The organism is Rhodococcus sp. IEGM 1409, assembly GCF_030056735.1.
Lineage (GTDB): Bacteria > Actinomycetota > Actinomycetes > Mycobacteriales > Mycobacteriaceae > Rhodococcus_F.
In genome coordinates, this window is sequence record NZ_JASHKN010000002.1 from 40323 (window position 1) to 55821 (window position 15499).

At 61.9% G+C, this 15499-nt stretch carries 11 protein-coding genes; 8 read left to right on the forward strand and 3 right to left on the reverse strand.

From position 1 onward, the window contains the following. Positions 1 to 9: 9 nt before the first annotated feature. Positions 10 to 1650: a type VII secretion protein EccE gene (gene eccE / locus QM716_RS06145; RefSeq protein ID WP_283303169.1), complete on the reverse strand. Its 1641-nt coding sequence runs from the start codon at positions 1648 to 1650 to the stop codon at positions 10 to 12. A 96-nt stretch (positions 1651 to 1746) separates the two neighbouring features. Between eccE and eccB the strand changes: the two genes are divergently transcribed. After that, the gene (gene eccB, locus QM716_RS06150; protein ID WP_283303171.1) at positions 1747 to 3213 is read left to right on the forward strand and encodes a type VII secretion protein EccB; all 1467 of its coding nucleotides are present in this window, start codon (positions 1747 to 1749) and stop codon (positions 3211 to 3213) included. 14 nt (positions 3214 to 3227) lie between these two features. Here eccB and mycP read toward each other — a convergent pair whose 3' ends face one another. Then, on the reverse strand, positions 3228 to 4637 hold the full coding sequence (gene mycP / locus QM716_RS06155) for a type VII secretion-associated serine protease mycosin (protein WP_502941990.1): 1410 nt from the start codon (positions 4635 to 4637) through the stop codon (positions 3228 to 3230). A gap of 6 nt (positions 4638 to 4643) precedes the next feature. Continuing rightward, on the reverse strand, positions 4644 to 6122 hold the full coding sequence (eccD, locus tag QM716_RS06160) for a type VII secretion integral membrane protein EccD (RefSeq protein WP_283303175.1): 1479 nt from the start codon (positions 6120 to 6122) through the stop codon (positions 4644 to 4646). Between the two features lie 239 nt (positions 6123 to 6361). Between eccD and eccCa the strand changes: the two genes are divergently transcribed. The 7 genes from eccCa (at position 6362) to glmM (ending at position 15497) form a co-directional block, all read left to right on the forward strand. Then, positions 6362 to 10366, forward strand: coding sequence for a type VII secretion protein EccCa (gene eccCa, locus QM716_RS06165; protein WP_283303177.1), 4005 nt, complete (start codon positions 6362 to 6364; stop codon positions 10364 to 10366). A 122-nt stretch (positions 10367 to 10488) separates the two neighbouring features. Further along, positions 10489 to 11865, forward strand: a complete 1377-nt coding sequence (locus QM716_RS06170) for a type VII secretion-associated protein (protein ID WP_283303179.1) — start codon at positions 10489 to 10491, stop codon at positions 11863 to 11865. 184 nt (positions 11866 to 12049) lie between these two features. Continuing rightward, positions 12050 to 12355, forward strand: coding sequence for a WXG100 family type VII secretion target (locus QM716_RS06175; protein ID WP_283303181.1), 306 nt, complete (start codon positions 12050 to 12052; stop codon positions 12353 to 12355). 86 nt (positions 12356 to 12441) lie between these two features. Beyond that, a complete protein-coding gene (locus tag QM716_RS06180) occupies positions 12442 to 12735 on the forward strand; it encodes a WXG100 family type VII secretion target (protein WP_003940975.1) in 294 nt (97 codons plus the stop codon). Positions 12736 to 13051: 316 nt separating this feature from the next. Further along, positions 13052 to 13495, forward strand: a complete 444-nt coding sequence (gene rplM, locus QM716_RS06185; RefSeq protein ID WP_019747566.1) for a 50S ribosomal protein L13 — start codon at positions 13052 to 13054, stop codon at positions 13493 to 13495. Then, positions 13492 to 14004, forward strand: coding sequence for a 30S ribosomal protein S9 (rpsI, locus tag QM716_RS06190; protein WP_230812265.1), 513 nt, complete (start codon positions 13492 to 13494; stop codon positions 14002 to 14004). Before rplM ends, rpsI begins: the two co-directional genes overlap by 4 nt. Before the next feature lie 155 nt (positions 14005 to 14159). Continuing rightward, entirely contained in the window at positions 14160 to 15497 is a 1338-nt protein-coding gene (gene glmM / locus QM716_RS06195; protein WP_283303184.1) for a phosphoglucosamine mutase, read from the forward strand. The last annotated feature ends 2 nt before the right edge of the window (positions 15498 to 15499 follow it).

Sequence of the window (15499 nt, forward strand, 5' to 3'; positions counted from 1 at the left end):
CCGCCGCGATCACGCCATCTGGTGAGCGTCGCCGGCTCGTGGACGGCCGATGAACGAGGTCTCGGAAGCAATGGTCACCAGGGTCAGTTCGACGCGACTGCGGCCGGTTTCGACCGTGATCTTGTCGCCGAGTGCGAGTGGCTGGACTATCGAAATTTCAGGATCGATCCGAGGCCATTGGCGCGGATGTCCGTACACGTAGATCGCGGTCACGCCGGCACGCGGAGGCAGACCCTCGACTCCGTCGAACACGACAGTGTTGAAGGCGCCCTCAGGACCACCGCCCTGACCGGACACGCGGAGTCGGTCGGGCACTCCCATGGAGTCGGTGAGCGCGGTCCAGGCTTCCGGTCGATCGGTGTGGATGAGTACTCGTGCGCCGGTCGCGATGGCTCTGAAGATCAATTGCTGAGCCAGATAGAGTTCGCCGGCGACAAAAACTGTGTTGACGCCGGTTCCCGAAATCCTGGCCGTGACACCGTGCCCGTTTCGGTCCGAGCCGATGAGCTGGCCGCACCCGGCAAGAGGTAGAGCGAGTGAGTCGAGTGTGCCCGCGTCCATGCGGATGTGCGGCGTGATCTGGTCCAGCGCAGTCAGGGCGGTCGGCAAGTTGGTCAGCAATCCGTCGCGTTGGCGCCCACGTAACGAAACCAAACCGGCCAGCGGTGCGTTCTCAGGTGGATTGCGCGTGGTGAAGCGGCATGTCGCGCTGACCTTTGCCTCTCCGCGTTCGCCGGTGGGGCGCAACCGAATTGTCACGGATGTCCCGACCGTTGCCACTGCCCATACTTGAGTCAGGGTCGAGGTGGTGATGAAGCGGGGCTCGATCCCGTATCCCACGTTGGATACGCCGGGCAATGGGGTACTTCGCCACGTTTCGATGATCTCGTCGCTGGCGACTCCTCTCGTCACCTGGGCAGTGGACGAGGCAATTTCCGGTGCGGTCAGGATCCGCGCCTTGCATCCCGCTGAATCGAGAACCCGGGTGACACGATTGGCGGCAACAGCGATCGCGCGGCCCGCGCCCTGTTCGCCCCCGCCGCGGCGCTCGACTGCTGCAGAGCCCTCGAGAGCGTCGAAACGTACTGCAAGCCAAACACTTCTGGTGGCAGTGGCTGGTAGTGGTCCGATGAGACGTTCGTAGACTTCGGTGGCCGGGGTGCCGGATGCGGCGCGATATCCGTGACTGACAATGTCGATGCCGGTGAGCGAGATGTCGTGCTGATGAAGACAATCCACGAGCGCAGCCGTGGGCAGAAGGTGGGACGCGTCGAACGAATGACGCCCGATCCTGGTCAGGTAATCGCGTGGGGGAGCGATCTCGACGACAGCAACGAGTGAAGATCCGTCCACCCACAGCCCGATCGACTGCTCGGAGGGGGTGTGAAAACTGACGATCGTTCCGCCGTCCACGTTCTTGTGGCGAAGATAGCGAAAGTACCTGGCAATCCAGGACATTACCGACCAACCGCCCACATGGAGCAGCATTGATCCGGCAACCACACAACCAATTGCCAGCGCCCAGAGCCAATTCAGTCCACTGACCATCGCGATTCCGCCCGCACCGATTCCGAGAATCTGTGCCGACACGAATTCGCGCGCCGAAATCCTGTGCGACGACGGCCAATGCTTCAACCGCGATCGGTCCACGGTTCCTCCCCGATACCTGACCTGCCTACTACCCGAAATTTCCGCCCCAGCGAAACTGTACTGTGTCTTCGCAAGGGGATGTAAGGCACGGGGGGAATGATGGCTGCAACACCTACCACGCGCTGGCAGGTCAACGGATACCGTTTCTTGGTCAGGCGGATGGAACATGCGCTGGTAAGACGAGACGTACGGATGCTTCACGATCCGATGCGGTCACAGTCGCGCGCCTTCACCGTCGGAATAGTCCTCGCCGCACTGGGATTGGCGGGTTGCGCAGTACTCGCCCTGTTTCGGCCACAGGACAAGATCGGTGATGCCGACATTGTCGTCGCAAAAGAATCGGGCGCAATGTTCGTCGCCATGGAGGGTACTTTTCGCCCTGTGCTGAACTTGGCTTCCGCTCGACTGATTCTGGGTTCGCCAGGAAAACCGGCAATAGTCAAGGCATCCGAGGTCGAGGCGAAACCCCGGGGCGCGCTCGTCGGCATTCCCGGCGCACCGTCCGCGCTGCCGGAATCGGCCGACCCGACCAACGCCATGTGGACGGTATGCGATTCCGTCGGATCGGACGGGAGAAGATCGTTGACGACGTCGGTGCTGGTCGGCTCGTCCAAAGTCGATGAAAACACGACATATCTGACGAATGACCGTGCATTTCTGATGAAGTCGGGTTCCGTTCACTTTCTCGTGTACGACGGGAAGCGAGCGGCAATCGATGTGGACAATCCGGCGATCATGCGGGCTTTGGGGATGGAAGGGGCACAGGCGCGACCGATCAGTACCGGATTCCTGAATTCGATTCCCGAAGTTCCGCGCGTCGAGGCTCCGCGAATTCCCGAACTGGGATCAGCGCCCCGGTTTCCTCTGCAGAACAAGACTGTCGGCTCCGTCGTCCAGGTTTCGGTGGGTGCGGACCCGCAGTACTACGTGGTACTCGAGAACGGTATCCAGAAGGTCGGTGCGGCAGTTGCCCAACTGATCTACTTCTCGGATTCGCAGGGCGCCACCGGGATCACGAGCGTCACCCCTGATGCCATCAGTCGTATTCCCTCGGTGAGTGAGCTGGCCGTCGACTCGTTACCGCTGGTGGCTCCAGCGATCGTCGATGATCACGACGCACCTGTCGGCTGTCTGGAATGGGCTCCCTCACCTGCCGTCGAGGGCGGCGAAAGTAGTTCTGCAACGCTGAAACTCATCGCTGGATTGCAGGTTCCGATCCCGGAGGGTGGCAAGTTGGTGTCCTTGGCGCAGGCGGACGGATCGGGTGACAATCTCGACAGTGTCCATGTCGAACAGGGCTTCGGCGGGTTTGTTCAAGCGACCGGAATCGAGACGAACAGCACCAGACACGACGGAGTGTTCTACGTAGCCGATACCGGTGTGAAATACGGAGTACCGGACGAAACCTCGGCTCGCGCGCTCGGATTGACGCGAACGCCTGATCGCGCGCCTTGGCAGATGCTCGATCTACTTGCATCAGGTCCTGCGCTCGAGAAGAGCAATGCACTGATAGCTCACGACGGAGTCGCCCCCGATTCAGCGCCGGCCGCTCCGGTGAACTGAACGCGTCTGACAGTTCAGAGATCGACGTTCCGTCGTTCGGGAAGTCGCCGACGAATTACTCGACGAATGGGCATCGACGCCAACAGTGCCAGTAAGGCGAGAGTACCGACGGTTCCGGCTCCGACGAGTGCCGCGTCGCGAGATCGGTTATCGGGGGTCGGTGGCGTGGGTAGGGGATCGATCGATACCGACTGATGGTTGACCTTGACGCGTTCCCCTGGGGCCAATTCGCCCGTGACCGCGGCGAGCGGATCGATGACGCCGTGACCGATGTAGGAATTCCAACCCTGCGCCGGAGCGTGGGCGGTGGCTTCGATACGTCGCATGACCTGAAGTGCAGTCAGTTCCGGGTGAACCGACCGGACCAGTGCGGCGGTTGCCGCGACATAGGGCGCAGCGAAACTGGTCCCGTTGAACGACTGTACGGCGCCGTCGGAACCGTAGACTCCGTTGGTCAGACCAGGCGACGTCGGGTGAAGTGAGGTGATTCCGGTGCCGGGCGCCGCCACGTCGACCCATGGACCGCCGAGGCTGAAGGAGCTGGCGGCGCCATTGGGGTCTACCGACCCCACTGTGAGGACATAGTCGTCGTACCAGGCCGGACTGGCAATCGTCACAACCGAGTTCCATGGATCGGCTCGGGGATTGAGGGGATCCGGCGGCGGATTCTGGTTCTTGCAACCTCCGGATCCGACGTTACCTGCAGCTGCGACGACTACGACATTCTTCGCGATCGCGGCGTATTCGATTGCAGCGCCGAGTCGTTGGTCGTTGATCCCGTCCCCGGCAGGCTTGCAGGCGACTTCGGAGATGTTGATGACGCTTGCACCCATGTCCGCAGCGTGACGGACGGCCGATGCCATGGTGTCGACGTTTCCGTACCCAGATGAGTTCTCGGCTACAGCAGGGTCTTCGCGTTGGCCGGCCACCGAGAAAGCGGCACTGGACTGCCTGATCGAGATGATCTGTGCGTCCGGCGCAGCTCCGGAGAATCCGGAACCCTCGACTTGCTCGGCGGCGATGAGACCGGCCACGACTGTTCCGTGTGAGTCACAATCGTCGGTGCCATCGGAGGTCCCGACGTAGTCACCGCCGCCTTCGAGCGACGGTAGCCGGGGATGTCCGCTGACGCCGGTGTCGATGACGGCAATTCGCTGTCCTGCCCCTCGGGTGATCGGCCACACCGAATCGAATCCCAGATCTTGTTGAGAACGTGGAATGTCCGCACCGTCACCACCTGCCACGGCTGGGATGCACAGGGTTCTTTGTTCGGTGGGTTGTGGAGGTGCGGGCGGACCGTCCTCCGGCAGCATTGCAGGATCGATGGGGGAAGGAACCGCGCTCGATGCGCCACCCGCCCCGGCGAGAACGCTGAAGACAACGATCACGAGACTGGCGCAGATGTTTGTTGCACGTCGAATCACCATCGATCACCGATCGCTCAGAGGCCACGCATGAGCGCGAAGAGTCCGCTGACCCAGCAGATCAGCGGAACGATTGCTGCAATCGCAGCGAGGTCCAACAGTTCTGCTGCTCGTCGCATCACGGGGCTGAATGTGTTCTGGGGGGGCGAGGATTCCCAGAATCAGTGCCAGGAGGAGAACGATCATCGTGATGGCGAAGATGACCATCGCATAGTCGCGATGCGCCCATGCCATGTCACCCAGGAGAACGAGAATCACCGAGATCCCGGCCGTGATGAGTGGGATCGCCTGCTGCGCGCCCGCGTAGGTGCGCCCACGAAACATCAGCACGACGGAAGTCGCGAACGCGAGAGCAAGGTTCGGCCAGACGATTTCCTGACCAGACCAGGACCACGCGAGTGCGACGGCAGCGGTGAGCGCGACTACTGACGTGGCCGCGATCAGACCGGTCAGATAGCTACGGGCCCGCCCTGCCCTTTCGGCCAACTCGGCCAGCCCGGGTAGTTCGGGCTCGGGCAGTCCGTCGCGGTCGTCGTCGAGGGGATTACTCGGCGTCGGAACCGGGGGAAGCGGTAGTCGCGCGAACAACATCGACAGTCGAGCGGTGAACGTGAGAACGATCAATGCGGCGGCAATCGCCGCGCCGCTGACGGTCGCGGTGCGCGCCTCGGGAAGCGTCGTCGTGACGGCAAAGGTGCCCACCGCCGCGAGAAGGACGACGAGAAGTGCGGTGAAAACCGCTAATCCGGCACCGCACAAGCGGAGGCAGATCAGAGTTACCGCGGCTGCAAATGCCGAACCGAGAAGCAGATGAGCCGAAAGAACAGTGCCGGGCACGCAGAGTACGCCGGAGACGAACGCCAGCGGCACCGACGCGCATCCGAGCGTGACGGAACTTGCAGTGTCTCCGTACACGCGCGCTGTCACGACGGCGGCGACGGTGAGCACCAAGGACGTGACTCCGCCGCAGACGGCGCCTATCAGTCCCGTATAGCCGAGGACCAGGGCGAGGGCCGCGATGAGCGAAGCGACGAGGGCGGTGGCCGAGCCGACAATGCGCGCGGTGACCGGAGTCCAGCGTCGGTAGATGTCTGCGTCCGTGGCCGCGACGGTATACATGATGTCGTCGAAGAGTGGAGGTGGGGCCGCCGTGTCCGCAGCCTCGAGTACGAGCAATTCCCCATCGCGTATTCCGTGCTCGTGCAGCGACAGCGTCGGTGACAGTGGTGCCCTGCCGACTTTCGACAGAGTCCAGTCGACGGGCTCGAATTGTTCGGTGCTGTGGTCGAACTCGTTGAAATTGCTGTGGTTGACAATTGTGTCCACAATGCCCGGAATGGCCACCGCGAGTGGAACACGAAGCGGCACCGCAAGATCCACCTGCGAATGCGCTGAAAGTACCGTCAACCTGCACAGCTCGGCAGAATGAGTCGCGCGTCGTCCGTTTCCGGTATTCGCAGCGCTGGTTGTAGTGGTGCTGGTCAAGATCTGTCCCCTCCGATGACGCGATTCCCCCTTCGCGTCACCCCAGTTCACCCGAACAATACGACATGAACTGCGCGCTCGTGTCGGAGACAGCTCCGACAACAGGTGGCACCGACCTGCGTGTCGGTGTTGTGATCTACTCTTTTGCAATTGCGCGATCACGCCTTGGGGGGCGGGCCGGTGGTAGTCGGACGAGGCGCATGGCGGCAACAGCGCAGCACCGATGGGGGTTGGTGAATTTGAGTACTGTCAGATTTGCGCGTCGAGCGCGCCGTGAATCGCCGCGCACACCGGGCGGCGAGGTGACGCTGCAGGCCCCACCGGAGATTCCTCGTGTCACGCCGGGAAACCTACTGACCAAACTGCTTCCGGTGATCATGGTGGTTGCCATGATCGGCATGGTGGCGCTGATGTTCTCTTCCGGCATGGCGCGCAATCCGATGTCCCTGCTGTTTCCGGTCATGATGATGGTGTCGATGCTGGGGATGCTCGCCGGGGGCGGTCGTAGCGGTGGAGCAAGAGCGTCCGAAGCAAACGAGGACCGGAAGGACTACCTGCGGTACCTGGATCAGATGCGCAGCGATGTCGCTGCGACGTCCGGCGCGCAGCGTGCTGCTCTTCAATGGAGCAATCCCGAGCCGTCACTGCTCTGGACACTCGCCGGAACTGTGCGGATGTGGGAGCGTCAGATCACCGACTCGGACTACTGCCACGTTCGGGTCGGTCTGGGTACACAGCGATTGGCCACCAGACTCGTATCTCCGGAGACCGGGCCGGTCGAGGATCTCGAACCCGTCGCTGCTGTCTCACTTCGGCGATTCGTCCGTGCGCATTCGGTTGTACAGGACCTGCCGACTGCCGTCTCACTTCGCGGATTTGCTGCGATGTCCATCGAGGGGCAGCGAGATTCCGCTCGTGCGCTTGTCCGCTCGATGTTGATGCAGCTGTGCACTTTCCACGGTCCGGACACGGTCCAAGTTGCGGTGGTGTGCGGACCCGATACCGAATCCGAGTGGGAGTGGGTCAAGTGGCTCCCGCACGTGCAACACCCGGTTTCTCAGGACGGCGCCGGCGCTTCACGCATGGTGTTCGGTTCGTATCTCGAGTTCGAAAGCTCCCTCGGGGAACCGCTTTCGATGCGTGCTCGATTCGCTCGCAACACTCCGGCGAGTGCGGGTGTTCCGCATCTCGTGTTGGTCGTAGACGGTGGCTTGCTCGAAGGTGACACCGGCCTGTTGTCCGAATCCGGGCTCGACTCGGTGACCGTCCTCGACCTGTGCGGGTTCTGCCCGCGACTGGCGGCGGGGCGCGGTTTGCGACTCGTCGTCGGTAGCGATCAGATCGGTGCGGTGAGCAGCGCAGGAGTCGAGAACTTTGCGACGCCCGACGCCGCGACGACCAGCCTGGCGCAGTCGTTCGGACGTCGCATCGCACCGTTCCGTGCGGCATCACAGAACGCCGTCGACGCAGCTGACGACGACCGGTCCCTTCGGACCTGGAGCCAGATGTTGGGGATAGGAAACATTGCGAGGTTCAATCCTGAGCATGGCTGGCTGCCACGTCAGGGGCGTGATCGACTCCGCGTGCCTATCGGTGTCGGACAAGACGGAAACCCTGTCGAACTGGATCTGAAGGAGTCGGTCGAGAACGGTATGGGTCCGCACGGGTTGTGCATCGGAGCCACCGGTTCTGGTAAGTCGGAGTTCCTGCGAACCTTGGTGCTCGGCCTGATCGCGACGCACTCACCCAACGCATTGAACCTCGTCCTGATCGACTTCAAAGGTGGTGCAACCTTTCTCGGCCTCGAGGAGGCGCCGCACGTTGCTGCGATCATCACCAACCTTGCCGAGGAATTGGCGATGGTCGATCGTATGAAGGACGCTCTCGCGGGCGAAATGAACCGTCGACAAGAACTGCTTCGTGCGGCAGGAAACTTCGCAAACGTCTCCGACTACGAGAAGGCGAGGCTGGCCGGCGCTGCACTCGATCCGTTGCCTGCACTCTTCGTGGTTGTCGACGAGTTTTCCGAACTGCTCAGTCAACAGCCGGAATTTGCCGAATTGTTCGTGGCCATCGGGCGATTGGGTAGGTCACTTCACATTCACCTGCTGTTGGCCAGTCAGCGGCTCGACGAAGGTAAGCTACGCGGTCTCGACAGCCATCTTTCGTATCGGATCGGTTTGAAAACGTTCTCGGCGAACGAGTCTCGTTCCGTTCTCGGCGTTCCCGATGCTTATCACCTGCCTGGCACACCCGGTGCGGGATACCTGAAGTCCTATTCGGCTGAGATCGTTCGCTTCCAAGGTGCTTACGTGTCAGGCCCGTACGAGGGCGAGCGGATAGTGCGCACTCGATTCTCGGTCGATTCTCCCGTCGGACTCGCGCCGCTGCCGTTTACCGCGACGCCGGTGATCGGGCCGGAAGCTGTTGTCGTTCCCGTCGAGCCCGACGTCGTCGACATGGGTGAAATCGGTGACGATGCACGTACTCTCCTGGGAGTACTCGTCGACCGCATGCGCGGTCACGGTCCGCGTGCGCATGAGGTGTGGCTCCCGCCGCTCGGGTCATCTCCGACGCTTGACCAGTTGTTGCCGCGGTGGGCGGCCGGTGATCAACCTCGCGGAAATCTGAGCGCACCTTTCGGCATAGTCGACAGGCCGTTCGATCAGCGCCGCGATCTTCTCGTCGCCGATCTCAACGGATCGACGGGCAACCTCGCGATCGTCGGAGGCCCGCAGTCGGGAAAGTCGACGGCGTTGCGCACGCTGATCTTATCTCTGAGCATGACGCACACGCCGGAACAGATTCAGTTCTACTGCCTCGACTTCGGCGGTGGAACGCTTCTCGGATTGAAAGATCTGCCGCACGTCGGATCGGTGGCAAACCGCTTGGATTCCGACCGCGTCCGGCGCACCGTTGCCGAGGTACTCGGGGTGGTCGCCAAACGAGAGCGACTGTTTCGTGACCTCGGCATCGAATCCATGGCCGATTTCCGTAGATTGCGAACAGCTGATCCCACCGGGGAAGGAGTGGCTGCGGGACTCCGGGAGGACCCGTACGGTGACGTCTTCCTCGTTGTAGACGGTTGGCCCAGCGTGCGTTCGGATTTCGAATCACTCGAGCCTCAGATAAACATGCTCGCCGGTCAAGGTTTGTCCTTCGGTGTGCACGTGATCGTCACAACGTCGAGGTGGGCCGAGATCCGGCCGGCACTCAAGGATCTACTGGGTACTCGTATCGAACTTCGATTGGGTGATCCGGGAGACTCGGATGCGGGTCGGCAGAAAGCCAGCCTGGTGCCGGAACGTCGACCGGGTCGTGGCATCACTCGCGACGGACTTCACCTTCTCACCGGACTACCTCGAATCGACGGTACGCCAGGTAGTGGGAACTCGAGTGCGGCTGTGGCGGCGACCGTCGAACGTATTGCAGCCATGTCGAATTCGCGTCCGGCGCCGACCGTGCGGATGCTTCCGGATTCCTACTCGCGGGCAGAACTTCTCGAAGCTGTCGGGGTCCGGTGGCCCTCACCGAGTGCGGCCGACGGTCGGTGTCTCACCGTACCGATCGGACTCGGTGAGACCGACCTCGCCCCGGTGTACATGGACTTCCGGGAACACCCGCACTTCTTGATATTCGGCGACACCGCGTGTGGGAAGACATCTCTCTTGCGCGGAATAGCCGAAGGGATCATCGCGTCGAATACGCCGGCTCAGGCCAAGCTGATCATCGGTGACTACCGGCATTCGCTGCTGGGAGTGGTCGAAGGGAATCACCTCGGTGGGTACGCGGCGTCGTCGACGACATTCGGTGAGTTGATGGTCGACCTGGCTCGGATCGTTGCCGCTAGAATGCCGAACGCGGAGACGACACAGCAGCAACTTCGGGAACGGTCGTGGTGGAGCGGGCCGGAGATTTACGTACTGATCGACGACTACGACCTTGTAGCCACATCGAGTGGCAACCCGGTGGCTCCGTTGCTCGAATACATCCCACATTCCAAGGACATCGGTTTGCATCTTGTGATTGCCCGCCGTTCCGGTGGCGCCGCCAGAGCTCTGTATGAACCGGTGATTGCGAGAATCCGCGACATGGCACCGGCCGGATTGATTATGAGCGGAAGTCGTGACGAGGGAAATCTCGTCGGTACTGTCCGCGCGTCGGCAATGCCGGAAGGCCGTGGGGTCTACGTTTCTCGCTCGCAAACCCAACTTGTCCAAGTTCCGTGGATGCCACCGCTGTGACCGTTCCGTCCGCGGTGTCGGTCTCGGTACATTGGGGTGCGTCTAACATCTGGGTCGTATCAGGTCAACGCGAATTCTGTTGCAGTGCAGACCTCAGACGCGAACCGGCGTCGGAGCCCGGTGTGGCCGGTGTCAATGCGATCGATTTCGTCGACGACGATTATGTCGACGTCGGCGGTCGGATTGTCCCGACCGTGTTGGAGTTGGCCAGGCTGATCTCCAGTGCGATGGAGGGGTGCGGAATCGTCGATGCAGACATTCTTTATCTCAGTCATCCCTCGGATTGGGGCGTCCCGCGCAGGCAGCGATTGCTGGATGCCGCACGGCGAGTGGCGCACGACGTCGTCCTCGTGCCGACGTCGATCGCGGCGGCGAGGTCGGCTCATACGGCCTGGCGATCGCGGTGTGTCGTCCTCGAACTGCGCGGCGGAATGGTGGTCGCTTCTGTAGTCACTGAGGTCGACGGTGAACTACGAATCGACGGGGCACAAAGTTCGGAGATCGCAGATGTTGCGGGGATGTTTTCCGCAATCGGGGACTTGTCGGTTCGGGACGCTGTGGTGTTGGTCGGGCCGCGCTCCCATGCGGTTGCGGCTTCGCTCGAACGTGGGGCGACGAATGTTCACGGTCACGCGAGCATTCGAATTCTGGACGAGAGTCGGGTGGCTTCGTCTCTGGTGGATCCTCAGACGCTCGTTCGCCAGACAACCGAGCGGGACAGTTCCGGCCGAATCGTCGACAATTCGGCTTTTGGTGCCGGGTGGGTAGGTGCTCCGGACGTTGCGATGTCGGTTCCTCGCGCGGAGTCGAATGCCCCTTTGTCGCGTCGTGTCGGTGGGCGGCTCGGAGGCCGTCGACGGTTCGCTGTGGCGCTTGTAGTGGGCGCCGTTGTCGCTGCGGTCGCGGCAACGATCGTGGTGTCCCCTCGAGATCGAAGCGATTCTCCGTCGGCGGAGTCGGTTGCAGCTACGGCGGAAGACAAATTTGAGATCGTGGAAGCGTCGAGAGAGCAGGAAAAGCCTGCCCCGAAGACTTCGATTCCGTCGGTCGAGTCCGGCGCCACGCCGGAACTCGTGCGTGTGGACCTGGGAAGCGTTGCAGCAGAACTGCCTTCCGATTGGAAACTTGTGCCGCGAGGGGCCTCGAGTGGGCGTACCGATTTGTTGCCCAGCTCCGGTGCGGATCGCAAGATCGTGGTCATCGAGAAACGCCTGGCCGAAGGTGCGGGCTTTAATTCCGTGGAAGCTGCTTTGCGTCAGCAGTTTTCGGCGTTCGAGGACCCATTGCGGTTCGGAGAGTTTTCCGTGCTCGACGATGGTGCAGGAAAGCAGGCAGTGGTGTACGTCGAGTTTCCGGACGATTTCTCCGAGGTGCGTTGGCACGTGTACGTCGACAACGGACGGCAAGTGAGTATCGGCTGCCAGTATCTTCTCGGAGAGTGGGACAGTCTCGAAGCGGACTGCCTGCGGACGTGGCACTCACTCGAATTCACACCGTGACCCTGGATCGGTCGGTTCTGAAAATATTCTTCGGTCGGGCCGGAACCGTTGGCACGGAGGTCGCGTCAAAGTATGTGTAGCGCACATCAGGGAGTTCCGCTCGACCCCGGTGCACGTCCGACGGACAAGCCGTCGTGTGTGATCGCCGATACCGAACGGTACTCACCGAATCCAGGGGGACGACATGGGCTTTACCGCAACTACCGCTGAATTGATCGATTCGGCGGGGACCATCGACGGACATCTCGGTGACATCAGGGGACTGGTCAACGCTGTTCGGTCGGAGGCCGACGCTTCGCACAATTCGTGGAACGGCGCGGCGCAGGTCGAATACGCAGGAATCATGGAGCGATACAACAGCGCGGCCCTGAAGTTGGACACTGCTCTGACCGATATCTGCGAGCAGATCAAGCAGTCTGCGGGAACCTTCGACTCGACCGAAGACGACAACGTCAGCTCGCTTCGCGGCGCGACGGTGAACATGTCCTGACCGTCAGCTCTTCGCAGTTCGATCAAGCAGTTCTCACCCAGTAGTTCTCACAAGTTCTCTCCAGTCACACCGAACCGGGAGCAGTTATGTCCGACAGGATCAAGTACGACTTCGGCGGCCTCGCAATGCTGTCCGATCAGATGAAACAGCAGGCCAAAGCGATCAACGACAAGCAGGGCGACATCAAAGTTGTCGTGGACAAGCTGCAAGCAGGCTGGGAAGGCGCAGGTTCCGAAGCGTGGAACGACGCACAGCGCCGCTGGGCCCAGGCCTCCGAAGAACTGAACATGGTTCTCGCGCAGATCGCCGGAGCGACGGCAAGCGGTTCCGAGAAGATGCAGGAAGCTGATCGGATCGCCGCAAACGGGTTCGGTCGCTGACAGTAATCATGTCGCGATGACACCCGACTGCCCCGGTACCGACAGGTCGCCGGGGCAGTCGGGTGTCGATCCGCGTATCGATCGCTCACACCGTTGTGCTCGGCGAGGATGCGGTTGGACGGGATGGCCGCGCTTTGACCTGGCCGCGCTTTGACCTGGCAGTGGGTAGACCGGTATCGTCTATCGGTGGCGTGCCGTAGGGCTCCGGCAGAAATGCGTGGAGACCGGCGGTTCTCGGGTCTCAACTGGCCGCCGAGGATCGTTTACGCGATACGCACATGGTCAGCAGTGGAATGAATTAAGACGAGGAAGATCTGTGTCTACGTACACCCCGAAGGCCGGAGATGTGACCCACTCGTGGCACGTCATCGACGCCACTGACGTGGTGCTCGGCCGTCTTGCCGTTCAGGCAGCGAACTTGCTGCGTGGCAAGCACAAGCCCACCTACGCGCCGCACATCGACGGTGGTGACTTCGTTGTCATCATCAACGCTGAGAAGGTTGCCATCAGCGGCAACAAGCTCCAGGGCAAGAACGTTTACCACCACTCCGGATTCCCGGGTGGCCTGAAGTCCCGCACTGTCGGTGAGGTCCTCGACAGGACTCCCGATCGTCTCGTCGAGAAGGCCATTGTCGGCATGCTCCCCAAGACGAAGCTCGGCCGCGCAATGAGCAGCAAGCTCAAGGTCTACGCGGGCCCGAATCACCCCCACACCGCGCAGCAGCCGGTGCCGTTCGAGATCAAGCAGGTCGCACAGTGACATCGCCGGAAGAGCAGAACGTGTCCGAAGAGAACATCGAAGCAGTGGAAGAGCTTGTTTCCGCTGACGCAGTCGAGGTCGTCGAAGAGGTTGCTGCAGCTACGCTCGCACCGATCGTCCTCGATCGCCCGGTCCAGACCGTCGGTCGCCGCAAGGAGGCTGTCGTTCGCGTCCGGATGGCTCCCGGCACCGGTCAGTTCAAGCTCAACGGCCGTACGTTGGAGGATTATTTCCCCAACAAGGTTCACCAGCAGCTGATCAAGGCTCCGCTGGTGCTCGTCGAGCGTCCCGAGTCTTTCGACATCATTGCACTGCTGCACGGTGGCGGCCCGTCCGGTCAGGCAGGCGCTCTGCGTCTGGCTATCGCGCGCGCACTCATCGAGGTAACCCCTGATGATCGTCCGGCTCTCAAGCGTGCAGGCTTCCTGACGCGTGACGCCCGCGCGGTCGAGCGTAAGAAGTACGGCCTGAAGAAGGCCCGTAAGGCATCGCAGTACTCCAAGCGCTGATGCTTTGCCGAGGTTGACCCAACGGGTCTGCTTCGGCACCTGTTCACCACACGAGCGGGCGTCCATCGTTACCGGACGCCCGCTCTTGTGTTTCTCGAAGAAATTCCATTCTCGAAGTTCCATTTTCGAGGTTCTCAGGATTCAGGAGTCGTTCTATGGGTCGGTTGTTCGGTACTGATGGTGTTCGTGGACTTGCCAATTCGGATCTGACTGCAGATCTTGCATTGAGATTGGCAGTTGCCGCAGCGAGCGTACTGACAGCCGACACCTCGGATGCACGTCCGACCGCCGTGATCGGTCGCGACCCTCGCGCCAGCGGTGAGATGCTTCAAGCCGCGGTGACGGCCGGGTTGAGTTCCGCAGGCGTCGACGTGCTCGACGTGGGTATTCTTCCGACTCCCGCAGTTGCATACTTGACGGCAAAGCTCGACGCCAGTCTCGGTGTCATGATTTCGGCATCGCATAATCCCATGCCGGACAACGGAATCAAGATCTTTGCAGCCGGTGGACACAAGCTGGATGACTCCGTCGAGGTGGCGATCGAGGATGCACTCGACGGCACCGCACCACCTGTCCTTCCGACAGGTGCCGGGATCGGCCGAGTCCGTACGGTCGACGACGCCGCTCAGTTGTACCTGGCGCATCTGGCGACCGCGGCGAGCGAGCCACTCGCTGGACTCACCGTTGTCGTCGACTGCGCCAACGGCGCTGCTTCCGCGCTCGCGCCGGTTGCCTACGCCGCAGCGGGTGCTCGAGTCATCGCGATCAGCGCCGATCCCGACGGCCTCAACATCAACGACGGTTGCGGATCGACACACCTGGAGAATCTTCAGAAAGCCGTGGTCGATCACGGGGCTGACCTGGGGCTCGCGCACGACGGCGACGCCGACCGCTGCCTGGCCGTCGACGAGACCGGCGCGGTGGTCGACGGTGACGCGATCATGGCAGTTCTGGCGATCGCGATGAACGAGGCCGGCGAGTTGGTCGAGAACACTCTCGTCGCGACCGTCATGAGCAATCTCGGGTTGCACATCGCCATGCGCGAGGCCGGTATCAACATCGTGACGGCTGCCGTAGGCGACCGCTACGTCTTGGAAGAACTGCGCGCGGGCGGATACAGCCTCGGCGGCGAACAGTCAGGCCATGTTGTGTTGCCGGCGTTCGGCACCACGGGCGATGGGATTCTCACCGGTCTCCGACTGCTCGGACGCATGGCTCGTACCCGTAAGTCGGCATCCGCACTGGCCGCAACGATGACCACCCTCCCGCAAGTGCTGATCAACGTGAAGGTCGGGGACAAGGCGACGGTCGCAGCGTCGCCGTCGGTACTCGCAGCAGTCGCGGACGCCGAGAGCGTTCTCGGTGACGGTGGTCGAGTGCTCCTGCGCCCGTCCGGGACCGAGCAACTGGTCCGCGTCATGGTCGAGGCCACCGAACTTCCGCTCGCGCAGAAGTTGGCCGACGAATTGGCTGAGATCGTCGGTTCGGTGTAGTT